General features: G+C 69.4%; 25 protein-coding genes. 8 read left to right on the top strand and 17 right to left on the bottom strand.

All coding sequences use genetic code 11. The annotated features are described in order from the left end of the window. Window positions 1-149 precede the first annotated feature (149 nt). Window positions 150-959: a HugZ family protein gene (locus tag F5X71_RS17610; protein ID WP_167463004.1), complete on the top strand. Its 810-nt coding sequence runs from the start codon at window positions 150-152 to the stop codon at window positions 957-959. On the opposite strand, the gene gloA2 is transcribed toward F5X71_RS17610, so the two are convergent. Then, the gene (gene gloA2, locus F5X71_RS17605) at window positions 947-1333 is read right to left on the bottom strand and encodes an SMU1112c/YaeR family gloxylase I-like metalloprotein (RefSeq protein ID WP_167463003.1); all 387 of its coding nucleotides are present in this window, start codon (window positions 1331-1333) and stop codon (window positions 947-949) included. The two genes, F5X71_RS17610 and gloA2, sit on opposite strands and share 13 nt — an antisense overlap. 109 nt (window positions 1334-1442) lie before the next feature. Beyond that, entirely contained in the window at window positions 1443-2051 is a 609-nt protein-coding gene (locus F5X71_RS17600; protein ID WP_167463002.1) for a helix-turn-helix domain-containing protein, read from the bottom strand. A gap of 228 nt (window positions 2052-2279) precedes the next feature. On the opposite strand from F5X71_RS17600, the gene F5X71_RS17595 reads away from it, so the two are divergent. Next, the gene (locus F5X71_RS17595) at window positions 2280-3155 is read left to right on the top strand and encodes a TIGR03619 family F420-dependent LLM class oxidoreductase (RefSeq protein ID WP_167463001.1); all 876 of its coding nucleotides are present in this window, start codon (window positions 2280-2282) and stop codon (window positions 3153-3155) included. 421 nt (window positions 3156-3576) lie between these two features. Here the strand turns inward: F5X71_RS17595 and F5X71_RS36990 are convergent, their stop codons facing one another. Beyond that, on the bottom strand, window positions 3577-3813 hold the full coding sequence (locus F5X71_RS36990) for a hypothetical protein (RefSeq protein ID WP_238815948.1): 237 nt from the start codon (window positions 3811-3813) through the stop codon (window positions 3577-3579). A 201-nt stretch (window positions 3814-4014) separates the two neighbouring features. Beyond that, on the bottom strand, window positions 4015-4572 hold the full coding sequence (locus F5X71_RS17585; RefSeq protein ID WP_238815947.1) for a pyridoxamine 5'-phosphate oxidase family protein: 558 nt from the start codon (window positions 4570-4572) through the stop codon (window positions 4015-4017). Here F5X71_RS17585 and F5X71_RS37605 point away from each other — a divergent pair. Beyond that, window positions 4511-5398, top strand: coding sequence for a histidine phosphatase family protein (locus tag F5X71_RS37605; RefSeq protein ID WP_342803773.1), 888 nt, complete (start codon window positions 4511-4513; stop codon window positions 5396-5398). The genes F5X71_RS17585 and F5X71_RS37605 overlap by 62 nt on opposite strands. Window positions 5399-5506: 108 nt before the next feature. Here F5X71_RS37605 and F5X71_RS17575 read toward each other — a convergent pair whose 3' ends face one another. The 6 genes from F5X71_RS17575 to F5X71_RS17550 form a co-directional block, all read right to left on the bottom strand. Further along, window positions 5507-5869 (bottom strand): HEAT repeat domain-containing protein, encoded by a 363-nt coding sequence (locus F5X71_RS17575; RefSeq protein ID WP_167462998.1) that lies wholly within the window; start codon window positions 5867-5869, stop codon window positions 5507-5509. Window positions 5870-6096: 227 nt separating this feature from the next. Continuing rightward, window positions 6097-7335, bottom strand: a complete 1239-nt coding sequence (gene mshC / locus F5X71_RS17570; protein ID WP_167462996.1) for a cysteine--1-D-myo-inosityl 2-amino-2-deoxy-alpha-D-glucopyranoside ligase — start codon at window positions 7333-7335, stop codon at window positions 6097-6099. Window positions 7336-7731: 396 nt separating this feature from the next. Further along, on the bottom strand, window positions 7732-8535 hold the full coding sequence (locus F5X71_RS17565; RefSeq protein WP_167462995.1) for an SCO1664 family protein: 804 nt from the start codon (window positions 8533-8535) through the stop codon (window positions 7732-7734). A 3-nt stretch (window positions 8536-8538) separates the two neighbouring features. Then, a complete protein-coding gene (locus F5X71_RS17560; RefSeq protein WP_167462993.1) occupies window positions 8539-9123 on the bottom strand; it encodes a DUF3090 domain-containing protein in 585 nt (194 codons plus the stop codon). Window positions 9124-9197: 74 nt separating this feature from the next. Next, window positions 9198-9950 carry a histidine phosphatase family protein gene (locus F5X71_RS17555; RefSeq protein ID WP_167462992.1) on the bottom strand — a complete coding sequence of 251 codons (753 nt, stop codon included), beginning with the start codon at window positions 9948-9950 and terminating at the stop codon, window positions 9198-9200. Between the two features lie 94 nt (window positions 9951-10044). Further along, a complete protein-coding gene (locus F5X71_RS17550) occupies window positions 10045-10989 on the bottom strand; it encodes an undecaprenyl-diphosphate phosphatase (protein WP_174817089.1) in 945 nt (314 codons plus the stop codon). A gap of 273 nt (window positions 10990-11262) precedes the next feature. Between F5X71_RS17550 and F5X71_RS17545 the strand changes: the two genes are divergently transcribed. The 4 genes from F5X71_RS17545 to F5X71_RS17530 all read left to right on the top strand — a co-directional run bounded on the left by F5X71_RS17545 (window position 11263) and on the right by F5X71_RS17530 (window position 15630). Beyond that, complete coding sequence (locus F5X71_RS17545; RefSeq protein ID WP_167466538.1) at window positions 11263-12231, top strand: aldo/keto reductase; 969 nt, start codon at window positions 11263-11265, stop codon at window positions 12229-12231. 57 nt (window positions 12232-12288) lie between these two features. Further along, on the top strand, window positions 12289-13344 hold the full coding sequence (locus tag F5X71_RS17540; RefSeq protein WP_174817088.1) for a heme/hemin ABC transporter substrate-binding protein: 1056 nt from the start codon (window positions 12289-12291) through the stop codon (window positions 13342-13344). Beyond that, window positions 13341-14429: a FecCD family ABC transporter permease gene (locus F5X71_RS17535; RefSeq protein ID WP_167462990.1), complete on the top strand. Its 1089-nt coding sequence runs from the start codon at window positions 13341-13343 to the stop codon at window positions 14427-14429. The genes F5X71_RS17540 and F5X71_RS17535 overlap by 4 nt, the downstream gene beginning before the upstream one ends. A gap of 352 nt (window positions 14430-14781) precedes the next feature. After that, entirely contained in the window at window positions 14782-15630 is an 849-nt protein-coding gene (locus tag F5X71_RS17530; protein ID WP_167462988.1) for a heme ABC transporter ATP-binding protein, read from the top strand. A gap of 182 nt (window positions 15631-15812) precedes the next feature. Here the strand turns inward: F5X71_RS17530 and F5X71_RS17525 are convergent, their stop codons facing one another. The 3 genes from F5X71_RS17525 to F5X71_RS17515 all read right to left on the bottom strand — a co-directional run bounded on the left by F5X71_RS17525 (window position 15813) and on the right by F5X71_RS17515 (window position 17456). Beyond that, the gene (locus F5X71_RS17525) at window positions 15813-16586 is read right to left on the bottom strand and encodes a phosphotransferase family protein (RefSeq protein ID WP_167462987.1); all 774 of its coding nucleotides are present in this window, start codon (window positions 16584-16586) and stop codon (window positions 15813-15815) included. A 131-nt stretch (window positions 16587-16717) separates the two neighbouring features. Then, the gene (locus F5X71_RS17520) at window positions 16718-17158 is read right to left on the bottom strand and encodes a nuclear transport factor 2 family protein (protein ID WP_167466536.1); all 441 of its coding nucleotides are present in this window, start codon (window positions 17156-17158) and stop codon (window positions 16718-16720) included. Between the two features lie 13 nt (window positions 17159-17171). Next, window positions 17172-17456 (bottom strand): hypothetical protein, encoded by a 285-nt coding sequence (locus F5X71_RS17515; RefSeq protein ID WP_167462986.1) that lies wholly within the window; start codon window positions 17454-17456, stop codon window positions 17172-17174. A gap of 204 nt (window positions 17457-17660) precedes the next feature. Here F5X71_RS17515 and F5X71_RS36470 point away from each other — a divergent pair, with 204 nt between their 5' ends. Beyond that, window positions 17661-18101: a hypothetical protein gene (locus F5X71_RS36470; RefSeq protein ID WP_174817087.1), complete on the top strand. Its 441-nt coding sequence runs from the start codon at window positions 17661-17663 to the stop codon at window positions 18099-18101. A 5-nt stretch (window positions 18102-18106) separates the two neighbouring features. Here F5X71_RS36470 and F5X71_RS17505 read toward each other — a convergent pair whose 3' ends face one another. From F5X71_RS17505 to F5X71_RS17490, 4 genes are read right to left on the bottom strand one after another with little or no spacing between them, the layout of a single operon-like run. Then, entirely contained in the window at window positions 18107-18484 is a 378-nt protein-coding gene (locus tag F5X71_RS17505) for a YrdB family protein (RefSeq protein WP_203218315.1), read from the bottom strand. A 9-nt stretch (window positions 18485-18493) separates the two neighbouring features. Further along, the gene (locus F5X71_RS17500) at window positions 18494-20644 is read right to left on the bottom strand and encodes an MMPL family transporter (RefSeq protein ID WP_238815945.1); all 2151 of its coding nucleotides are present in this window, start codon (window positions 20642-20644) and stop codon (window positions 18494-18496) included. Between the two features lie 9 nt (window positions 20645-20653). Beyond that, window positions 20654-21193, bottom strand: coding sequence for a hypothetical protein (locus F5X71_RS17495; RefSeq protein WP_167462985.1), 540 nt, complete (start codon window positions 21191-21193; stop codon window positions 20654-20656). Next, on the bottom strand, window positions 21194-21550 hold the full coding sequence (locus F5X71_RS17490) for a hypothetical protein (RefSeq protein WP_167462983.1): 357 nt from the start codon (window positions 21548-21550) through the stop codon (window positions 21194-21196). It abuts the gene before it with no gap. Window positions 21551-21633 lie beyond the last annotated feature (83 nt).

Genomic DNA, 21633 nt, shown 5'->3' with positions numbered 1-21633 from the left:
AAGTCTGGTCTATTCGCGCGCGATTCGCGCGCCCAATCCGGTCCACCGACTCCGCCGTGCAGGGGGATTCGACGTGGCAGGCTGAAAGACGGCAGCTCGGAGACAGACCCGTCGTCCGCGTGTCGGGCGGGCAGGAGAGGATGAACGGCATGACTCTCGACCATGGTGACCCCGGCGACGCGCCCTCGATTCCGCAGCCCACGGGGCCGGTGGCGAATTCGGCTCGGCCTTCGGCGGCGGAGGAGGCGAGAACGGTTGCCGCCGCGACGAATACCGCGACGCTGGCCAGTTTGAGCGAGGACGGCACGCCGTGGGCGTCGTTCGTGACGTATGGGCTGCTGGACGGGCAGCCGGTGCTGTGTGTGTCGCGCCTGGCCGAGCACGGCCGGAATCTGGCCGCCGATCCGCGGGCGAGTGTGGCGATCGTGGCGCCGGATATGCCCGCGGATCCGTTGGCGGGGACCAGGATCACCCTCGCCGGTGTGGTGGAGCGGCCGACGGGCGCGGAGGCCGAGGCGGCGCGGGAGGCGCATCTTGCGGCGGTGCCCGCGGCGAAGCACTACATCGATTACAGCGATTTCTCGCTGTGGGTGTTGCGGGTGCGCCGGGTGCGCTGGGTCGGCGGGTATGGGCGGATGGATTCGGCGAGCGCCGAGCAGTACGCCGCGGTGTCGGCGGATCCGATCGTGCCGGTGGCGGCGGGGGCGATCGCGCATCTCAACGATGATCACGCGCCCGCGTTGCTGGCGATGGCGCAGGCGCTGGGCGGGTATCCGGACGCGACGGAGGCCAGTTGTGAGCGCGCGGACCGGTATGGACTGGATCTGCGGGTGGTGACGCCGCGCGGGGTGGCGCGGACCCGGGTGGGTTACGCGGAGCCGATCGGGGCGATCGATGAGTTGCGGGCGGCGACAGTCGAATTGGCGCGGCGGGCGCGCGGGATGAATCAGACTTCGTAGAGTTCGAGCGGCAGGTCGTCGGGGTCGAAGAAGAACGCCATCCGTTGTCCGGTGATCTCGTCGACGCGGAGTTCTTCGGTGCGTACGCCTTTGGCGGTGAGCGCGTCGAGGGTGGCGGCGACGTCGCGCACGGCGAACGCGAGGTGGCGTAGCCCGGCGGCTTCCGGTCGGCTCACCCGCTGGGGTGGTTCGGGGAAGGAGAACAGCTCGATCCGGCTGCCGCCGGGGATGGCGAGGTCGAGTTTGTAGGAGCGGCGCTCGGCCCGGTAGTGCTCGGCGATCACGGCGAGCCCGAGTGTCTCGGTGTAGAACCGCTTGGAGCGCACATAGTCGGACGCGATGATCGCCACGTGGTGAATGCCTAGGAGTTCCACTCCGCGACCGTATCCCAGGGGTGTGGTCGTTTCCGGTAGGCCGGGTTCGGGTCGGGCGTAGATCACATCGGGTACGGGTTCGCCGCGATCGGGCATTCGGCGGCGGTTTTCAGCGGGTCACGGTGAGCATGGCGACGATCATGGCGGTGATCTCCGCGGTGTCGTCGGGGTGGGGTGTGCGGACGCCGGCTTCGAGGGCGCGTTCGTAGTCGGCGATGAGCGCGAACATGACCGTGGCCATGGTTTCGAGGCGTTGCCTGCGTTTGCGCGGGGTGAGGTCTGGCAGGGCGGCGCTGAGCCGGGTGGCGATGATGCGGACGGCGGCACGGTCGGCGCCCGCGAGGCGGCGGGGATCGGCGATGACGGGGTGGGCGCGCACGACTTCCAGGAAGCGCCCGAAGTGGGTGACGCCGTCGGCGGCGACGAGTTCGAGGATCGGGGCGGCGAGCATGGTGACGAGGGTGTCGAGGTCGTGTGCGCTGCCCTGGGCCTCGTAGTGGGCGAGCAGCTGCATGCGCCGGTCCTCGAGCCAGTTCATGCGGCGGTCGACGATGGCTTCGATCAAGCCGGTGCGTGAGTCGAAGTAGTAGTGCACGGCGGAGTTGTTGCGGTTGCCCGCGGCCGCGGCGATATCGCGCAGCGGTACCTCGACCCCGCGTTCGGCGATGAGCCGCTCCCCCGCGTCGAGCAGTGCCGCACGCGAATCGGCGATGTGCATAGCCAGACTCTACTAAACACACACCTTGACTGTGTTAAGCACTCGTGTTTAGTTGGGCGGGTGGGGTTGCAGGATTCGGCGCCGACGGCGGGGCGAACCTGAATGCCGAGCATCTCGAATAGGTCGGCCTGCATCCCGAGTGGAACCTGTCTCGGGGAGGCTCGTGCTTCGGGCGCCGCGCCGGGACGCACGCGGTGCCGCACCCGTGGTGCCAGGAAGGCGATAGACATGCGCTTCACCTATGCCGAGACGATGACCGACCCGGCGTACTACATCCCGCTGGCCCGCGCCGCGGAGGCGGCGGGGTACACCTCCATGGCGGTCGCGGACAGCATCGCCTATCCGCGCGACTCCGATGCCAAATACCCGTACACGCCGGACGGGAATCGAGAGTTCTTGGAGGACAAGCCGTTCATCGAGGCGTTCGTGCTCAGCGCGGCGATGGCGGCGGCCACCACCACGTTGCGGTTCACGCCGTTCGTATTGAAGCTGCCCATCCGGCCGCCGGTCCTGGTCGCCAAGCAGACCGCGTCGGTGGCGGCGTTGAGCGGCAACCGCTTCGGGCTCGGGGTCGGCATCAGCCCGTGGCCCGACGACTTCGAGATCATGGACGTGCCGTTCGAGAAGCGCGGCGCACGCATGGACGAGTGCATCGACATCGTGCGCGGGCTCACCGCGGGCGGCTACTTCGAGTTCCACGGCGAGTTCTACGACATTCCGCCGATCAAGATCAGTCCGGTGCCGAGCGAGCCCGTTCCGATCCTCGTCGGCGGCCACAGCAAGCCCGCCCTGCGGCGCGCGGCGCAACGCGGCGACGGCTGGATGCACGCCGGCGGCGACGGCGACGAACTCGACCGTCTCCTGGTCGAATTGGACACGCTGCGTGCCGAATACGGCACCCGCGAGGACTTCGAGATCCACGTGATCTCCCTCGACGGGTTCACCGTCGACGGCGTCAAACGGCTCGAGGATAAGGGCGTCACCGACGTCATCGTCGGCTTCCGCCTCCCCTACACCCTCGAGCAGGACACCGAGCCCCTCGACACCAAGATCACCAACCTGTCCCGGTTCGCGGAGCGGGTGATCGCCAAGGTCAACGGGTGAGGTATTCAGTTGGTCAATTGATCACCAGGTAATGGTGGCGGAGGGCTCTCGGGCGATGCCGCCACCATTACCTGGTGATCAGGCGACCAGGTTCCCATCGGCGTGTCGCCGCCTGTGTGTCGGCCGAAGGACGCGGGCGCGGCTGAGTTGGGTGCGTTCCTGGAGGGGTGGACGCGGTCGGGTGAGTTCCTCGGCGAGGCCGATGATCACGCCGCCCGGGCTGCGGGCGTAGCAGTAACGGTAGATGTCCTCGTATTGCGCGATCGCGTTCGGCACTGTGGGGGCGCAGGCGGTCGAAGGTGTCGGCGGCAGACTCGACCACGAAAGTGAGGCGCGGGATGCCCGGGGTGTTGACTGGCTCGTGGCGTGCGGTGCGGGTGGTTGACCGGGTCGCGGCGTGCCGCACGGGTCGTTGACCGACTCACGGCGTGCCGCACGGGTGTTGGAAGGTCGGCAGCTCGATCCGACCGCTGCCGTCGGGGACGCGCAAGAACGCGACATTCGCCCGCCACTCCCCCAAGCCGACGAGCTGATCCACCCACTGGCCGACCACAACGGTTTCGCCTTCCAGCTCCAGACCGAGTTCGACGAAGAACCGACAGCGGCACGAGGTCCTCGACCACGATCCCCGTATGGTCCAGCCCAATCGCCATGCCATGGGCTCTCCGCCTCCGTTCGGCACCGGCCGTACCGATCGCCATGGGCTCCTCCACTGTTCAGCACCGGCTGTGCGCTCCCCGTGCTGAAGTGCCATAGCCTCCTCCACTGTTCCGCACCAGCCGTGCGCTCCCCGTGCTGAAGTGCCATGGACTCCTCAGCTCCGCGGCACCCGCCGTGCCGCTCTCCATGCGGCGTGTGCTCAGGCGTTCTGGCGTTCGGCGCGTTGCTGGACCAGTTCTTCGACGGCGGACGGGAGGGTGTTCTCGAAGTCGATGAGTTTGGCCCAGGTGGGGGTGATGACGATGCGGACCATGCCGTCGTACAGCGAGCGCACCTCGGCCTCCCATTCGACGCGCTGCTCGGCGGTCATCTCGTAGGTGCCGTTCATCTGCAGGTACTCCTCTGGGATGCCGTCGACCTCGTCCAGTTCGGCGCGGCCGCGCAGCAGCAGGATCTTGGGCGGGTGCACCTCGGTGTCGATGGTCAATGCCACCTCGGGCGCGTGCCGCAGCGCGGGCACCTTCGCCGCGTTCTTCGTGGTGCACACGACGATCTGCTCGCCGTTCCAGGTGAAGGCGATCGGGATGTTGCGCGGCGTGCCGTCCTTGGCGACGTAAGCCATGCGCAGCAGGTCGCGGGCCAGCAGTTCCTGGCTCAGCGGCTTGGTCAGAATCTCGGTGATCTCGTTGGCGTGCATGGTCGGTTCCTTCGTCTCAGCGCTGCCGTTCGGCTGCTCGTGCCCCGGGGACGGAGCCACCCCAGCATTCTCGACATCCCCCGACAGAAATTTCCGAACTGTTTTGAAATCGCTCCTCCCGACCGCTCCGGAACCCGAGACGCGAGCCGTGACCGGCAGCCGAATCTGGTGCCTACGGCACGCCGAGTCCGACAACGTCGTCGCCCAGATCGCTGGCGCCGTCCCCGCCGCACCGCTCACCCCCACGGCCAAGACCAAGCCGCCCACGCACTGCGTGCGGAGCCGATCTCGGCGATCTACTGCAGCACGGCATTACGCACGCGCCAAACCGCCTGAAATGCCTGTTGCGGATGCTCCTGGGACAGAACGGAGATCGCGGCCAGCCATCCTGGGGACCTCTGGGCCAGGCAACCCTCGATCGAGTACTGGCCGGGCTCTGACGGGCGCAGCCTACGAACCGGCCTTGCTCCGCCGTTCCCTTCGCAGCGGAGCGAGGGCTCCGGATCGCTGCCCGAACTGGACGAGGTCGGGATCAGCACCGACGAGGCGGTCGACGGATCCCGCGGCCCGCCGCCGGACCGCCGAGGTTCTGCGCGACTGGATCGTCGCGCGCGAGTTGGCGCGGCGGGTCAGCGACGGTGAGTCCGGGTTCGAGGTGGTGGCTCGGATGAGTAGCGCCTTCACGTCGATCGCGGACGCGCATCCCCGGGAGACGATCGTCGTTGTCGGTCACGTGGCCGCGCTCAGCGTGACGGTATCGCGGCTGTGCGGGCTCGGGAGTTCGGTGTGGGGCAGGCCGCTCGATCATGCGGCGCCGTTTCTGCTGACGTGGGACGGTGCGGACTGGCGGTGCGCGGCGTGGCCCGTACCTCCCGTCGCACGGTGACGCAGGGCGGGCATCCCTGGCGGTTCGGATCGAGGCGGGGAAAGTGGCATCGTGGCCGCCGTGGTCAAGGGCTCGGCGAGCTGTTGCGCGCGACTGACCGAGCCGCGCTCAATTGTGCACGGCGTCCAGGGTTTTGGAACCGCTCGGACTGCGCGGAACCGTTGCCCTTGCCGAGGATCGACGCAAGCCGAAGGTGTGCTGTTGGAGCGCAGGGCCGTGTCGGGGTGAGAGGCGACCGAACGCTTGCGCGGCCGTCTTGCGCACGTGGGGAGCCGGGTCGTCGCGGAGTTGGTCGAGCACTGTGCGGTGGGTGCGTGCGCCGCGTGTCGCGATGACGTGTGCGGTCGTCGCCCGTACTTCGGGGTCGAGGTCGCGCGCGGACACTTCGATGAAGCGCGGCTTGACCCATTCGCGCCGGTAGCCGTGCAGGTGGAGCAAGGCGCGGCGCCGTCCCGAGCCGACGTCCCGCATGAGGTGGCTCGGGAATTGGAGCGCTCCACTCAGGTCGGCGAGCGCGCGACCACTCCCCGGCAACGGGCAGGTGTTGGACATTTGATCACCAGGTAATGGTGGCGGAGGGCTCTCGGGCGATGCCGCCACCATTACCTGGTGATCAGGCGACCAGGTTTCCAGCGGCGTGTCGCCGCCTGGGTGTCGGCCGGAGGAGGCGGGGTGGGGTGGTCCCCGCTTCCCCGGGGTCAGACGGTGATGCCGAGTAAGGCGTCGATGGCGGTGCGGAGGGAGGTGGGGGCGGTCTGGTCGGGGCCGCCGTAGTCGAGGGCTTGGCGGGCCCAGTTGTCCACGGCGTCCAGGGCTTTGGGGGTGTCCAGGTCGTCGGAGAGGTGCTGGCGCAGGCGGGCGATGGTGTCGGCGGCGTCGGGGCCGCTGGACAGCGCGGTGGCGCGCCGCCACAGGTCGAGGCGAGCCTTGGCCGCGTCGAGCACCGCGTCGGTCCACATGCGGTCCTGACGGTAGTGACCGGCGAGCAGACCCAACCGGATGGCCGACGGGTCGACACCGCCGCGGCGCAGCGTGGAGACCAGCACCAGGTTGCCCTTGGACTTCGACATTTTCTCGCCGTCCAACCCGATCAGGCCGGCGTGCACATAGTGCCGGGCGAAACGGCGACCCGCGATGAGGGATTCGGCGTGCGCGGCGGAGTACTCGTGGTGCGGGTAGATCAGATCGCTACCGCCGCCCTGGATGTCGAACTCGGGGCCGATCCGGTTCAGCGCGATCGCCGAACACTCGATGTGCCAGCCGGGCCGCCCCGCACCGAACGGCGCGGGCCACGACGGTTCGCCGGGACGCGCGGCCCGCCACAGCAGGGCGTCGATGGTGTCGCGCTTGCCCGCCCGATCGGGGTCGCCGCCACGCTCGGCGAACAGGCGCTCCATGGTTTCGCGGTCGTAGCCGGATTCGTAACCGAACTGTTCGGTGGCGTCGGCCCGGAAGTACACGTCGGGGTATTCGGCGTCGTCGACCACGTACGCGGCGCCGGAGGCCAGCAGCTTCTGCACGAATTCGACGACCTCGTCGACGGATTCGATCGCGCCGACGTATTCGCGCGGCGGCACGATGCGCAGCGCGGACATGTCCTCGCGGAACAGTTCGATCTCGCGCGTGCCGAGGTCGCGCCAATCGACGCCGTCGCGTTCGGCACGCTCGAACAGCGGGTCGTCCACGTCGGTCACGTTCTGTACGTAGTGCACCTCATGCCCGGAGTCGCGCAGCACGCGGTTCACCAGATCGAAGGTCAGATAGGTGGCGGCGTGACCGAGGTGGGTGGCGTCGTAGGGGGTGATCCCGCAGACGTACATGGTGGCGGTGGCGCCGGGTGTGACCGGCCGCACCTGACGGTCGGCGGTGTCGAACAACCGCAACGGTGGCCCTGCTCCGGGGATGGTGGGTAGGGCGATATCGGACCAGGACTGCATAATTCGAGGGTAAAGGTGGGGTCGAGATCCGCGCCGTCCGCCCCGGCCGATCCCCCGCCGAAGGACTCTGATACGCCGCGCGCGACCTGCGGAAATCGCCGAATCATGGGATGTCAAGGTTTTCGCTCTCGCAGAGTCCCTTGTCACCGGGTGCCCGCGGCGCCGATGTCGATCGTCCGCGCACCGGCTGCGCGCGACGCTAGCGCGTGCGCCCGTCGAGGGCAATACCCGGGTCACACGCGGCGATCGGCACGGGATGCGAACTCGCACGCCCTGCCCGCCGGGCAGCGGGTGCGCGTCGAAACCGGCACCGACTCACCCGACCGGGCGCCCTACCCGCCGAACCGCAAGCGCCTCAATCGAATTCGGCACTGCACGCAAACCTGCACGCCGTGCTCAGAACGCGGGCCAGGGAATCGGGCGTGCGGTGCGCGGTGCCGGCATCACCGGGTCGTCCACGAGTTCCTGGGTGCGATCGATCAGCGCTTCGATCTCGGCGTCGGTGATGTGCTCGGCCAGCTCGTCGGCGACCGTGCCGGGCAGTTCCTTGGCGAAGGCGGTGATGTCGGCGACGAGCGCCTCGCTCAACGGCTGACCCGCCCACCCCCACAGCACCGTGCGCAGCTTGTGCTCGCTGTGCAGGCAGATGCCGTGATCGACCCCGTAGACCTGTCCATCGGTGCCTTCCAGCGCGTGCCCGCCCTTGCGGTCGGCGTTGTTCAGCAACACGTCCAGCACGGCCATGCGCTGTAGTCGTGGATCGTCGGCGTGGATGAGCGAGACCTCGTTGCCCGCGGGGTCCTGCGCGCGCAGCACCTCGCAGAACCCGGAGGGCACCGAACCCTGCGGCACCAGGTCCACCAGGTCGAGTCGATTCCCGCGCTCTGTGTGGTTGTCCACGCCGTCCACCCACCGCTGCACCATGCCGACCCCGTAGGGGCCATCGCGCAGGATCGTCTCGGGGATCACGCCCCAGCCGACAGCCGCCGAGATCCGATAGGAGGCCACCTCCCGGCCGGCGAGCGTGCCATCGGGAAAGTCCCACAGCGAACGCTCACCGCGCACCGGTTTGTACACCACCCGCAGCGGTGGCTCGCCGTCGTCGAGGATGTCGCAGACCAGGGTCACGTTGCTGGCGGTACTGATCCGCCCGATCACCGTCAACTCACCACTGTGGAACCGATCCCCGGCCCGCGTCACCGTTCACTCCTCTAGCTCGGCCGCGCCGAAGATGTCTCCGCGCTTGTAACCGTTGGTCCGCACACACATATGCCCCCGCGACGACAGCGGCTCACCGCACAGCGGGCACGGCGGACGCCCCGCCGCGATCACCCGAGTCGAGCGCAACGCGAACTCGCGCGCCTGAATCGGGGTCAGGAACACGCGCACCGCGTCCGGCCCCTCCTCGGTGTCGTCGAGCACCACCGACTCGTCCACCTCGGTTTCGGTGATCGCGAGTAACTCCACCACCACGGCGTTCGCGTCGGCGTCCCAGCCGAGCCCCATCGTGCCGACCCGGAACTCGGCGTCGACCGGCATAAGCAGCGGGGCGCTGTCGCTGATGTCCTCGGCCTGCGGCGGCACCTCGGCGCCGAAGCGGCGGGCCACCTCGTCCAGCAGCAGGCCCATCCGGTCGGCGAGCACCTTCACCTGCTGCTTTTCCAGCAGCACGCTGACTACTCTCGGCTCCTGGACGGCCTGCAGATAGAACGCGCGATCGCCCGGCTCACCGACAGTCCCGGCGACGAAACGATCGGGGGTGCGAAATACATGGATTGCGCGTGACACATGCACCTCCTGATACGTGGCCCTGATCGACTATCCGCGGCGCGGCGCCGCCGACTATCCGTGTACAAGGAATCTCAACGCTCCGCATTCCCATTATCCGCACTCCCCGCCCCACCCAGCTCGCCGCCGGGCACCGGGCCGTCCGGATCCGCCGCGGGTTGCTGTCCCGCGGAGCGTGAATCGGCAACAGGTCGTTGCTGATTCGACAACGCCGACAGATCGGCGCCGGTGTCGTTGAACCGCCACACGTACGGCGAGGTCGGGGTATAGCGGATCACGCTGATCGAGGCGGGCTCGACCATGATCCGCTGGAACCCGTCCAAATGGATGCCCAGCGCGTCGGCCAGCACCGATTTGATGACGTCACCGTGCGTGCAGGCCACCCACAGCGCGTCACCGCCGTGCAGTTCGGCCAGGGCCCGGTCGTGCTCGCGCAACGCGGCGACCGCGCGGCTCTGCACCTGGGCCAGGCCCTCCCCACCGGGGAACACCGCGCCGGAGGCGTGCCGCTGCACCACCTTCCACAGCGGCTCCTCCAGCAGTTCGCTGATCGGGCGCCCGGTCCAGTCGCCGTAGTCGACCTCGATGAGTCGATCGTCGAATACCGGTTCCAGCCCGAATTTCTCCGCCAGCGGTGCCACCGTGCGCTGACAGCGCAGCAGCGGCGAATGCACGATCCGCTCGATCGGCAGCCCGGCGAGCCGTTCGGCGACGGCCCTTGCCTGCTCTTCGCCGCGCTCGGTCAGCTCGACGCCGGTACTTCGACCGGCCAGGGTGCGGGCGGTGTTCGAGGTCGACACACCGTGTCGCAGCAGAATCACCGTCATGTAGTCAGCCTAAGCGTATTCGTCACCGGAGCGCCGCCGCGCACGGCCCGGCCGGTCGTGTGGCCGCCGCGCACGGGCAGGCCGATGCGATCGCTCACGTGGCCGACACGACCCCCGTGGCGAGCAAGCCCATCACGGTCAGCCCGAGCAGGATGCGGTATCCCACGAACCAGTCCAGCGAATGCTTCGCCACGAACTTCAGCAGCCACGCCACCGACGCGTACCCGACGGCGAACGCCAGGATGGTCGCCACCAGCAGCTGCGGTCCACTCGCGTTGAGCCCCTCACCAGCGGGTTTGAACGCGTCCGGGATGCTGAACAGACCGGAGGCGGTCACCGCGGGAATCGCGAGCAGGAACGAAAAGCGCACGGACGCTTCGCGAGTCAGCCCCAGGAACAAGCCCGCCGAGGAGGTGGCGCCCGAGCGCGACACACCGGGGATCAGGGCGAGGCACTGCGCGAAACCCATGACCAGGCCGTCGCGGGTGGTCAGCCGCTCGATCGGGCGCTGTTTGCGTCCGTAGTACTCGGCCGCGGCGATCACCAGGGCGAAGGCGATGAGCATGAACGAGATCAGCCACAGGTTGCGCGCCGCCGTGCGGATCACGTCCTTGAACAGGAACCCGAGCACGCCGATCGGGATGGTGGCGATGATCACATACCAGCCGATGCGGTAGTCGAGTTCGCGCTGGCGTTCCTCGTCGAAATAGCGTTCGGCCGCCGCGTCCGTCACGGTGGGCAGTCGCGTCGTCACCTGGTCGGTGATCGGAACCGTCTCCCGTGCCGCGGACAGCTTGCGGGCCAGCACGGTGAACCAGGCCTGCACGATCCGCCAGATGTCCTTGGCGAAATACACCAGCACGGCGGCCTCGGTGCCAAGCTGGGTGACCGCGGTGAACGAGGCGCCCGCGTCGTCACCGAAGAACACCCCCGACACGATGCGCAGATGCGCGGACGAGGAAATCGGCAGGAACTCTGTCAGTCCCTGCACCAGGCCGAGCACCAGCGCCTGCAACCAGGTCATCGATTCGCCGGTCATGCAGCCTCCCGGTCACTCATTCCGCCTCCATCCGTGCTGCCCGAAAGATTCGTTCCGACTGGGCAATTGGTCAACAGGTGGGTCGCGGTGCCGTGATCTCGGCCGCAATCCCGCAGCGACAGTACAGTGTCGGCGCGCCGGGGGCATGCCCGCCGCTGCCATGCCCGGACGCCGCGCACGACTGCCACGACGCGCGACCCCACTGCGCGGTGGGCGACCGCAGGCCCGCGCACGCTCTAGGCTTGGCGCCGTGACGATTGCGTGGGCACGGTGATGGAACAACGGACGGTCGGCCGCAGTGGCCTACGAGTGTCCAGGATCGGATTGGCGACCCATACCTGGGGTACGCACACCGATACCGACGACGCCGGGGTACAGCTGGTGGCGTTCGTCGAAGCGGGCGGCACCCTCGTCGACACCTCCCCGGCCTATACCGGTGGTGGCGCACAGCGGATCCTGGCCGAGTTGCTCGGCGATCTGGTCTCCCGTGACGATCTGGTGCTCAGTGGTTGCGCGGGCATCGCCCCGCGGGTCACGCCCGCCCCGGTCGGCCCCGCCGTGCCGGACGCCACGCACACCGACGTCGACACCTCCCGGCGCGCGTTACTGCGTCAGCTCGACCGGACGCTGCTCGAGCTGGGCACCGACCACCTCGACATCTGGAGTGTCGGGGTGTGGGATCCGCGGACGCCGCTCGAGGAGGTCGCCGCGACGCTCGAGTTCGCGGTCCGGTCCGGGAAGGTCCGCTACGCCGGGGTGCGCGGTTTCAACGCCTGGCAGCTGGCCAGCCTCGCCGCGCTCGCCCCGACCAGCGCAGCGCAGACGCCGTACTCGCTGCTCGCGCGGGGCGCGGAAACCGATTTCGTGCCCGCCGCCCAGCACCACGGGGTCGGGGTGATCGCCTCGGCTCCGCTCGCGGGCGGCATCCTCACCGGCAAGTACCGCGACGGGGTGCCCGCGGATTCGCGTGGTGCCGACGAGTCGACCGCCGCCGATATCCGCGACAGTCTCGACGAGCGGGCGACCCGCGTGGTCGACGCGCTGGTCACCGCCGCGGACGGGCTCGGCACCTCGCCGCTCGCCGTGGCGCTGGCCTGGATCAGGGATCGTCCCGGTGTGGCGAGCATGATCGTCGGGGCCCGCGATATCGGCCAGCTCACCGGCGTGCTCGCCGCCGAGGCGCTCGAGCTGCCCCGCGCGATCGCGGCCGCGCTGGACGACGTGAGCGCTCGCACCGAATGATCAACCGCGCGTGTGCCGCCTGCCTGCCCTCGCGCGGCACGTCTTAGGCTTGCCTTCATGAGGCATGCGACGTCGGCACAGCGGTCGGTCCGGGCACGGCGCGGCGGCGGGCTGGTCCGGTGGGCGCTCGCGCTGCTCGCGCTCACCCTGGTGGTGTGCACCGCGGCGTGCGGTACCGACAGTGCCGCAACGAACTCCGGTCAGCGCGGGCCCGCGACGGCGAAGCTCACCGACCTCGATCCGGTGCCGATCGGGCCGGAGCCGACACCCGCCCTGCCGGTGACGGTGCGCTCGTTCGACGGCACCGACGTCACCATCACCGACGCGAGCCGCATCATCGCCGTCGACCGCTACGGCACGCTGGCCCAGGTCGTGTACGCACTCGGCTTGGGGCCCAAGCTGATCGGGCGCGGCACCGTGGCCAACCCCGCGATCCACGACGTGCCGATCGTGGCAGGCGGCAACGGGTCGCTGAACCTGGAAGGCGTACTGGCGCTTCGTCCTTCGGTGTTCCTCACCGACGACGTCACGGTGACGCCGCAGCTGCGGGATCAGTTGCGCGCGGCCGGGGTGAACGTGGTCTTCTTCGATCCGAAGCGCACCATGGACGGGGTCGGCCCGCAGATCGAAGCCGTCGCCGCCGCACTGGGTGTGCCCGACCGGGGGCAGGCGCTCGCGCGGCGCACCCAGGACGAGATCGCGGCCGCCATCGCGGCGATGCCGAAGCAGGATCCGAAGCTGAAGATCGCCTTCCTGTACCTGCGCAGCACCGCGATCACCATGCTGGCGGGCCCCGGCTCGGGTGCCGACGCCCTGATCGCCGCGCTCGGCGCGGACGACGCGGGCTCGGCGCTGTCGGAGCCGTTCATCACGATCACCAGCGAGGCCATGATCGGCGCAGCGCCCGACGTGCTCATCGTGATGTCGGACGGACTGAAATCCGTCGGCGGCGTCGACGGGTTGGAGAAGGTGCCCGGCATCGCGCAGACGCCCGCCGGACGCAACAAGCGCGTCGTCGACATGGCCGACACCGTGGTGCTGAGCTTCGGCCCCAACACCGGCCGGGTCATCACGGCCCTCGGCGAGGCCGTGTACGGCCCGAAACCCGCATGACCGACACCACGGTCACCCGCTCACCTGTCACGCCCGCACCGAAGTCACGCGGACGGTCGCGCACCACCGTGGTTTTCGCGGTCGCGATCGCCGGGCTGATCGCGCTCGCGCTGGCCTCCGCCGCGATCGGGCAGGTGCCGACCACGCCCGCCGAGGTGGCGGGCAGCGTGCTGCATCGGATCGGACTCGACTGGGGTCCGCTGCCCGCGCATCCCGCGGGTGAGGTGACGCTGTGGGAGGTGCGGTTCCCGCGGGTGCTGCTCGCGATGCTCGTCGGTGCGGCGCTGGCCACCGCGGGCGGACTGCTGCAGGGGGTGTTCGCCAATCCGCTCGCCGAACCCGGTGTGATCGGGGTGTCGGCGGGGGCGGCGGTCGGGGCGGGCACGGTCATCGTGGTCGGCGGGGCGTTCGTCGCGGCGTGGTCGGTGGCCGCGGCCGCGTTCGTCGCCGGGCTGGCCACCACCGCACTGGTGTACGCGCTGGCCCGCGCCAACGGGCGCACCGAGGTGGTCACGCTGGTGCTGACCGGTGTCGCGATCAATGCCTTCGCCGGTGGACTCATCGCGTTCCTGCTGTTCGTCGCCTCGCCCGCCGCGCGCGATCAGATCGTATTCTGGCAACTCGGTTCGCTCAACGGCGCCACCTGGGATTCGGTGAGCGTCGTCGCGATCCTCGGCGGCGTCGGTATCACCGCGGCCGTGCTCATCGCGCCGCGGCTGGACCTGCTCGCGCTCGGCGAAGCCGCCGCGCGTCATCTCGGCGTCGACGTGGAACGCTTGCGGCGCAACGTGATCCTGATCGTCGCGATCCTCGCCACCGCGGGCGTCGCGTTTACGGGGATCGTGCTGTTCGTCGGGTTGATCGTCCCGCACCTGGTCCGCATGCTCGTCGGCCCCGCGCACCGCGTGCTGATTCCGCTGAGCGCCATCCTCGGCGCCGTGGTCCTGCTCGCCGCCGACGTCGCCGCCCGCTCCCTCGTACACAACGCCGACCTCCCCCTCGGCATGCTCACCTCCCTCATCGGCGGCCCCTTCTTCTTCTGGTTGCTCCGCCGCACCCGCGCCCGCGCCGGAGGATGGGCATGAACCGGAGCCGCACCCCTTCACCCACTACCCTGTTCAGCGCGTCGCGAGGCGGCGCGTTAGGTCGTATCTCGATGCACGGCACGGCTTTTCAGCACAGCGGCCGCGGCGCAGTCGTTGTGCTCGGCACTGCGCAGGCCAGAAGCTCATCTCGCGGCGCTGACACACACGTCGGCGTGCCCAGCACTACACAGGCCAGAAGGTCCCGTCGCCGCGCTGACACACGTGTCGCGGCGTACGGCTCGGACGTTCGCCGTCGGGGGCGCGGCGTGGACCTGCGCCCTGCGGCGCTGTGCGACGGTGTGGGGCGCGAAGCGGTTGCGGGGAGTTCAGGTGCGGTCCGGGGAGGTCGGCGGTGAGTGGGGTGCGGCGGGTGTTCGCGCGGACGCATGAGGTGCCGGGGGCGCCGGAGCTCGGGGCGGTGACGTTGCGGGCGCGCGGGGTGAGTGTGGAACGGCGAGGGGCGCATTCGGCGCAGCGGCGGGTGCTCGAGGACGTGGACTTCGATGTGGTCGCCGGGGAGATCGTCGCACTGGTCGGGCCGAACGGGGCGGGCAAGTCCACGCTGCTGGCGGCGCTAGCCGGGGAACTCGCGCCCAGCGCCGGGGTGATCGAGCTCGACGGGCACGCGTTGACGCACTGGTCGCCGTTGGACATGGCGCGCCGGCGGGCCGTGCTCCCCCAAACCCACAGCGTCGGTTTCCCGTTCACCGCCCGCGAGGTCGTCGCGATGGGCCGGGCTCCGTGGCTGCGCACCGGACGCCGCGAACTCGACGACGAACGGATCGCCGCCGCGATGACCGCCGCCGACGTGAAACATCTTGCCGCCCGGTCGTTTCCGACACTGTCCGGCGGTGAACGCGCGCGGGTCGCGCTCGCGCGGGTGCTCGCTCAGGACACCGGCACCCTGCTGCTGGACGAGCCCACCGCCGCACTGGACCTCGGCCATCAGGAAGCCGTGCTGCACCTGGCCACCGCCCGCGCACGGGCCGGAGCCGCGGTCGTCATCGTCCTGCACGATCTCGGCATCGCCGCCGCCTACGCCGACCGGGTGGCCGTGCTCGACGCAGGCCGCATCGCCGCCGACGGCCCACCCCGCAAGGTCCTCACCACCGAGCTGCTCACCCGCGTCTACCAGCACCCCGTCGAAGTCCTCGACCACCCCGAGACCGGCGCCCAACTCGTCCTCCCCATCCGCCGCTGAGCAGACTTTCCCGGCGCACGACTCCCCCTCCTGCTCCACCACCTCCGTACACACGATTGCCCCTGGTACACAATCGGCAACCCCGCACCGCCCCGCTCGGCCGCGCGCACCAGTCGGTCACGTGATCAGGAGGAACTGGTGGCGGCATCGCGCGAGAGGCTTCCGCCACCAGTTCCTCCTGATCAATCGACCAGGATCGCGCGGCGCAGTACGTCGACCTCGCCGCCGGGCGTGGCCGGGTCGTAGCCGTGTTCGATGAGCCAGCGGATGCCGCGCAGGCTGCGCAGGGACCACCAGCCGCGGATCACGGCGTGGTCGACGGCGGTGCCGTAGCCGGTCAGCAGGTCGTCGAGGCGCTCCGGATGGCCGAGGGTCAACGTGGCCAGATCGAACAGGGGGTCGCCGGGGGCCGCCTCGGACCAGTCGAGCACCCCGCTCACCTCGGCACCGTCGACGAACACGTGCGCGACCTGCAGGTCGCCGTGGATGAATGCCGGAGTCCAAGGCCGTAGCGCGGTTTCGGCGATCCGGCGGTTGCGGGTGACCAGCTCTGTCGGCAGGACCTCGTTCGCGAGGAGCCACGCGCATTCGCTGTCGAGTTCCGCGGCAAGGTGCTCGACGCTACGACCGGGCCACGGTGGCAGTGGCGCGTCGTGCAGCGTGCGCAGCGCGGCACCGGCGGCCGCCCATGCCGCCGCCGAGGCCGCCGAGGCCGCCGAGGCCGTCGAGGCCGTCGAGGGCTGACCGAGGCGGGCCAGCGCGTGCCCCGGGAGGGCGGCCAGCGCGAGCACGGGCGGCTTGCGCCACAACACTTCCGGTGTCGGGATCGGCGCCAGCGCCATGGCCGCCACCTCGACATCGGTGTTCGCCTGATCGGCGTCGACCTTCAGGAACACGTCCCCGACCCGAATGGTCGCCCGCTCATGGTGCGCGACAACGACTTTCACCTGCGTCACGTCGGCAATTATCGCGAGCGCGCACCCCCGTGTCGCCGGATTTTTCGCAGGCCCGAGCGGCCAGGTCGACATCGGTGCGGACGAGCGCGCCGAGACCCACCGAGGCGCACCCATCCAGCCAAGCCGACGATTCAGGCGGTTCCAGCGGACGCGTCGAACGCCTGCGCCACCGCGAGGCTGTCCTCGTAGATGTGATGGCGGGTGATCAGGCCGTCCTCGACGGTGACGTGCAACGCGAAGCGCGACCGGTAGGCACGGCCGGTGGCACGCGCCGTCTGACGGATCTCGCCGAGGATCACCGCATCGCGCCCGTCGACGAGCACGCGCTCGATGACGGTGCCCGCCTCCTCCGGCACGTGATGGCGGGCGAGTTCGCGAAAATGCTCGGCCGCGTCCGCACGGGTCGCGCGCTGCCGAATCCACGGCGTCTGCGCACGTCCGTGCTCGTGCTCGGGCCAATCCAGTTTCCAGTCGCTCACCGGTGCGTACAGTTCCGCGATCGCGTCCGCGTCACCGCCACCGATCCGCCCGAGCAATTCCTCCACCACAGCGCGCGTCGCGCTCGCCTCCATAACGTTCACTCGCTCAGCGTGCCCAGCACGTCACACGATGTCGATTACCAGTGAGGTAATGCTCATGCACCGCCCCGGGGCACCTCGCACGCCCGTGCCGGACAGCGGCGCCCGCGGTCGACACCGCCTCCGGCCGCAGCACGCGATGCACCCGGACCACGTCGCCGATATCGGTATGACCGTCACCGTCGACCGCCGGTGCGGGCGCGGGCAGCACGAGCTCGACGGGCGTGACGCGGATCGACGGATCCGGCTTGCCGCTGTCGTGCTCGTCCTGCGGCGCGGCCGTTCCCGCCACCAGCGAGCGTATGGCCTACCGCACCAGCCAATCGGCTGGGTCATTCGATCACCAGTGTCTGTGCACCGCCCACAGCAACACCTGCACCCCGGTACCGCACAAAGGCAGCCGCGAACGTACGGGCCTGGCTCACACGACTAGGACATTCGACAACCAGCGACGTACTGCCCGCGCATCGGCCGTAACCGATACACGCGTACACCCGTGCCGCACAAGGCCGCCCGCGAACATACGGCCTACCCACACCAGCCGATCGGCTGGGTCATTCGTCCGGTCGGCCGGTATCGCCGGTCGCGTGCGGCTCCTAGGTTCGATCAGTGCTGCTCTTCGCGGTCCTCGGGGAGAAGCCTGCGTTGGTTACGCGAATTCCGTTGCGACACAGTAAGCGGCGACGTCACGCTCAACCTGCTGGTGTACGCGGTCGCTACCCCCGCCCAGCGCGACACCCTGCCCGATCGGGTGCGACAGTTTCAACCCGGCTTCACCGACGACCGAATCGCCGCTGCCCCGAGCATCCTCTTCGGGACAACCCACGAGATCGCCGACACCATCAGGGAATACCGCGAGCGCTACGGCATCACCTATTTCACGATGCTCGAACCGGATATGGCGGCCTTCGCCCCCGTGATCGAACTCCTGAAGTAGCCCGGCTACTCGCCGACGGTCGGGGCGGGATCGACGGTCAGCCCGCCCTGGATGAGCACGCGCAGCACGGCATTCACCACCCAGGAGGCGAAGAACACTAGGCCGACCACGGATTCGGTGGCGGTGGCCCAGGCCAGGGCGCCGCCGCCGAACCAGATCAGTTCCAGGGCAACGCGCCACGGACCGGTGAGCGGGAAGCGGGCGTCGGCGGCGGCGCCGAACAGCGCCCACATGAGGATGAACAGCACCGGAGCCAGCACACCCAGGCTCACCCGCAGCACCAGCCCGCCCGACGTGGTGAAGCCCCAAACGCATGCGCCCGCAATGACTCCCACTTCCAGCAGGAACATCAACCCCAGGTTCACACCGTTGACGGCACGCACGAATCCCCCTCAGCGCCAGATCAGTTTCAACACCGCGGGCGTCAACAGCATGCGGATGACGGTCGCGTCGAGGATGAGCGCGGCGATCATCCCGTACGCGATGTATTTCATCAATACCAGGTCGGAGAAGCCGAACGCGCCCGTGACGACGATGAGAATGGCCGCGGCGGAGGTGATCACACCTCCGGTGTGCGCGATGCCGTACCGGATCGCCTCTGGCGGTTCGGCGCCGCCGGCGCGCGCCTCGGCGACCCTGGACAGCAGGAACACCTCGTAGTCGGTGGAGAGCCCGAACACCACGGTCACGATCAACGCGAGCACCGCGAACATCAGCGGTCCCGGCGTGAAATGGAAGATGCCGGACCCGTGCCCCTCGACGAACACCCAGGTGAGCACGCCGAGGGTGGACACGAGACTCAGCGCGCTCATCGCCACGGCCTTCACCGCGAGCACGATCGACCGGAATGCCGCGTACATCAACGCCAGTGCCGCCGCCGCGAGCAACGCCACCAGCACAGGCAGTCCCCGCAAGAGGCCGTTGATGCTGTCGCGTTCGAGCGCGGGCACCCCCGCCACCATCACCCGCACGCCGGGCGGTTCGGGGATCGCGCGCAGCGCGTCGATCACCCGATCGGAGTCCTGCTTGTCCACCAGACCGGCCTGTAGCACGTTGATACCGTCCTTGGTGGCCACCGTGGGCTCGAATCGTCCGGTGAGACCGGGGATCTGGCTTGCCTCGTAGCGAATATCGCTGAGCTGCTGCGGATTCGCGTCGAGCACGAGCAGTTTCAACGGTTCGGTCCGGAAACTCGGGAACAGTTCGTCGAAGCGTTCCTGGGCGACCCGCGCCGGGTTCTGCGCGCCGAGATACTTCTCGCTGATCCCGCCGAACTCGATGTGGCGGAACGGAATGCTCAACGCCAGCAGCGCGAGCACGATCGGCACCGCGACGGCCAGCGGCCTGCGCATCGACCAGCGCGCGAGCCGGGAGAAGAAGCCCGCGTCGATCTGCGCCTCGGTCTTGCTGCGCGAGAAGCGTTTCCACCCCAGCCAGTCGATCCGCCGCCCGGCGATGCTCAGCGCGGCGGGCAGCGCGGTCACCGAGAGCAGGGCGGCCAGCAGCACCGAGCTGATACCGCCGTAGGGCACCGAACGCAGCACCCCGTTGGGGAAGATGAACAGCGCGGCCAGGCTGACCGCGATGATCGCGGCCGAGAAGAGCACGGTGCGTCCTGCGGTGGCGACGGTGCGCGCGGTCGCCTCCTCCACCGTGCGCCCGGCCGCGAGTTCCTCCCGGAACCGGGTGACGGTGAACAGCCCGTAGTCGATCGCGAGCCCGAGGCTGACCAGGGTCATCACGGTACTCGCGAAGACGTTCACGTCGATGAACCCGGTGAGCACCCGCATAATGCCCGCGGTCCCCATGATCGTCATGCCGCCGATCAGCACCGGCAGCAACGCACCGACCACCCCGCCGAATACGAAGTACAGCAGGATCGCCACCAGCGGCAGCGCGATCAGTTCGGCCCGATGGATGTCGTTCTGCATGCCGGTGTTGAGCCCGGCGAGCACCGGCTGCAGGCCCGCCAGCTGGACCGTGGTCCCGCCGGGCCCGCCGCCCGCGGGTCCCGCGCCCAGATGGTCTTCGATCGCGGCGTAGTTCTCCACCGTCGCCGTGCCCTCACCGCGTAACCCGATGCTGGCGAACGCGTGCGTGCGCGACGCGTCGGTGGCGTTAGCGGCGAACGGGCTGTCCCAATAGCTGTCGATCTTGAGGATGCGGTCGGGGAACCGCGCCTGCAGGTCGCTCAGCGCGCCGGTCACCGCCGAACGCACCGCGGGGTCGTCGACCGTGCTGCCCTCGGGCACGGTGTAGAGCAGGATCAGGTCGCTGTCGGTGTCGCGGCCGAAGGTGTCGTCGGCGATCTTGGAGGCGGCGACCGATTCGCTGGACTCGTCGAACCAGCCCTCCTGGGTCAACCGACCGGTGAGATCGCGGCCGTACAGCCCGGACAGCACCACCGCCAGCGCGCACACCGCCAGCACGAGATAGCGGTGCCGGTAGACGAACCGGCCCCAGCGCAAGAGCCCGCTGTGCAGTTTCGATTCCCCTCGGGCGGTGCGCGCCTCGACGCGCTCGCTGCGCAGATCCGGCATCATCGGGGCGGATCAGCCGCAGGCCGGGGTGCGGTAGTCGGCCGAGCGCAGGATGCCGCACAGGTCGGTGCGCGAGATCTTCCATTTTCCGTCGAGCAGCACGAAGTGCACGACGGTGGTGCGCACCGCGGTGCCGCTGCCGTCCTTGTCCAGCCGCATGGTGGCGGTGAGCGTGCCGTCGTGGTTGTCGAACACCGGATCGGTGACGCCGTAGATCGCGCGCGGATTGTCCTGCAGCGCTTTGTACATGTCGGGGATGGCGGTGCGGAACGCGTCGCCGTCCTCGATCAGGTCGGTGCGTTCACTGTCGGGCAGTGCCGGATCGAGCGCGCGTTTGATCTGCGCGTCCAATTGCTGGGCCGTCGGCAGCGGCGGATGCGCGGCCAGCGAGGAGGTGGTGATCGAGGCGGACAGCGACGCGTTGGCCGACGAGCGCGCGGCGTCCACGGCCGCCTCGTCCGGGCCGGTGCTGCACGCCGCGAGCGTGGTCACGGTGAGGACGCCGGCCGCGAGCAGCGCGGTGCGGGCGTGTCGTATGTAGGGCATCACCATCTACATACCATCTATGACGGAACTGATCCGCCCCAGCAGGGCGCGCACCGTGGTCATTTCCCGGTCCGGGACGGCGGCGGTGGGCACCGCGGCGGGGATGGTGTCGCGGACGAGGGCGACGACGCTGCGTTCGTCGTCGAGGTCGATATCGGTGACGGGGGCCTGCGCGACCGCGACGACGTCGTCGGGTCCCGGCATGTCGTCGGCGAGGTCGGCCCGGTAGATCTCCAGCGTGAGCGTGGCCCGAACCGTGCGAAACGCATACGGTCTGCCGTCCGCGGTGGTGCCGAAGCCGTGCGCGAACGGACCAACGGTGATGTCTTCGATGGCAAACCCCGACGTGTGGTCGGCTAACAACCGGCTCTCCCTGATCTGGACACTGTTTCAACTCAACGGTAACCCGCGGCGCCGACATTCACCGTCCGCCGACACCCCGGTAC

Origin of the sequence: Nocardia brasiliensis (genome assembly GCF_011801125.1) — a bacterium.
Taxonomy (GTDB): Bacteria; Actinomycetota; Actinomycetes; order Mycobacteriales; family Mycobacteriaceae; genus Nocardia; species Nocardia brasiliensis_C.
The sequence above is the reverse complement of the archived record's forward strand: the minus strand, read 5'-3'. Positions and strand labels throughout refer to the sequence as shown.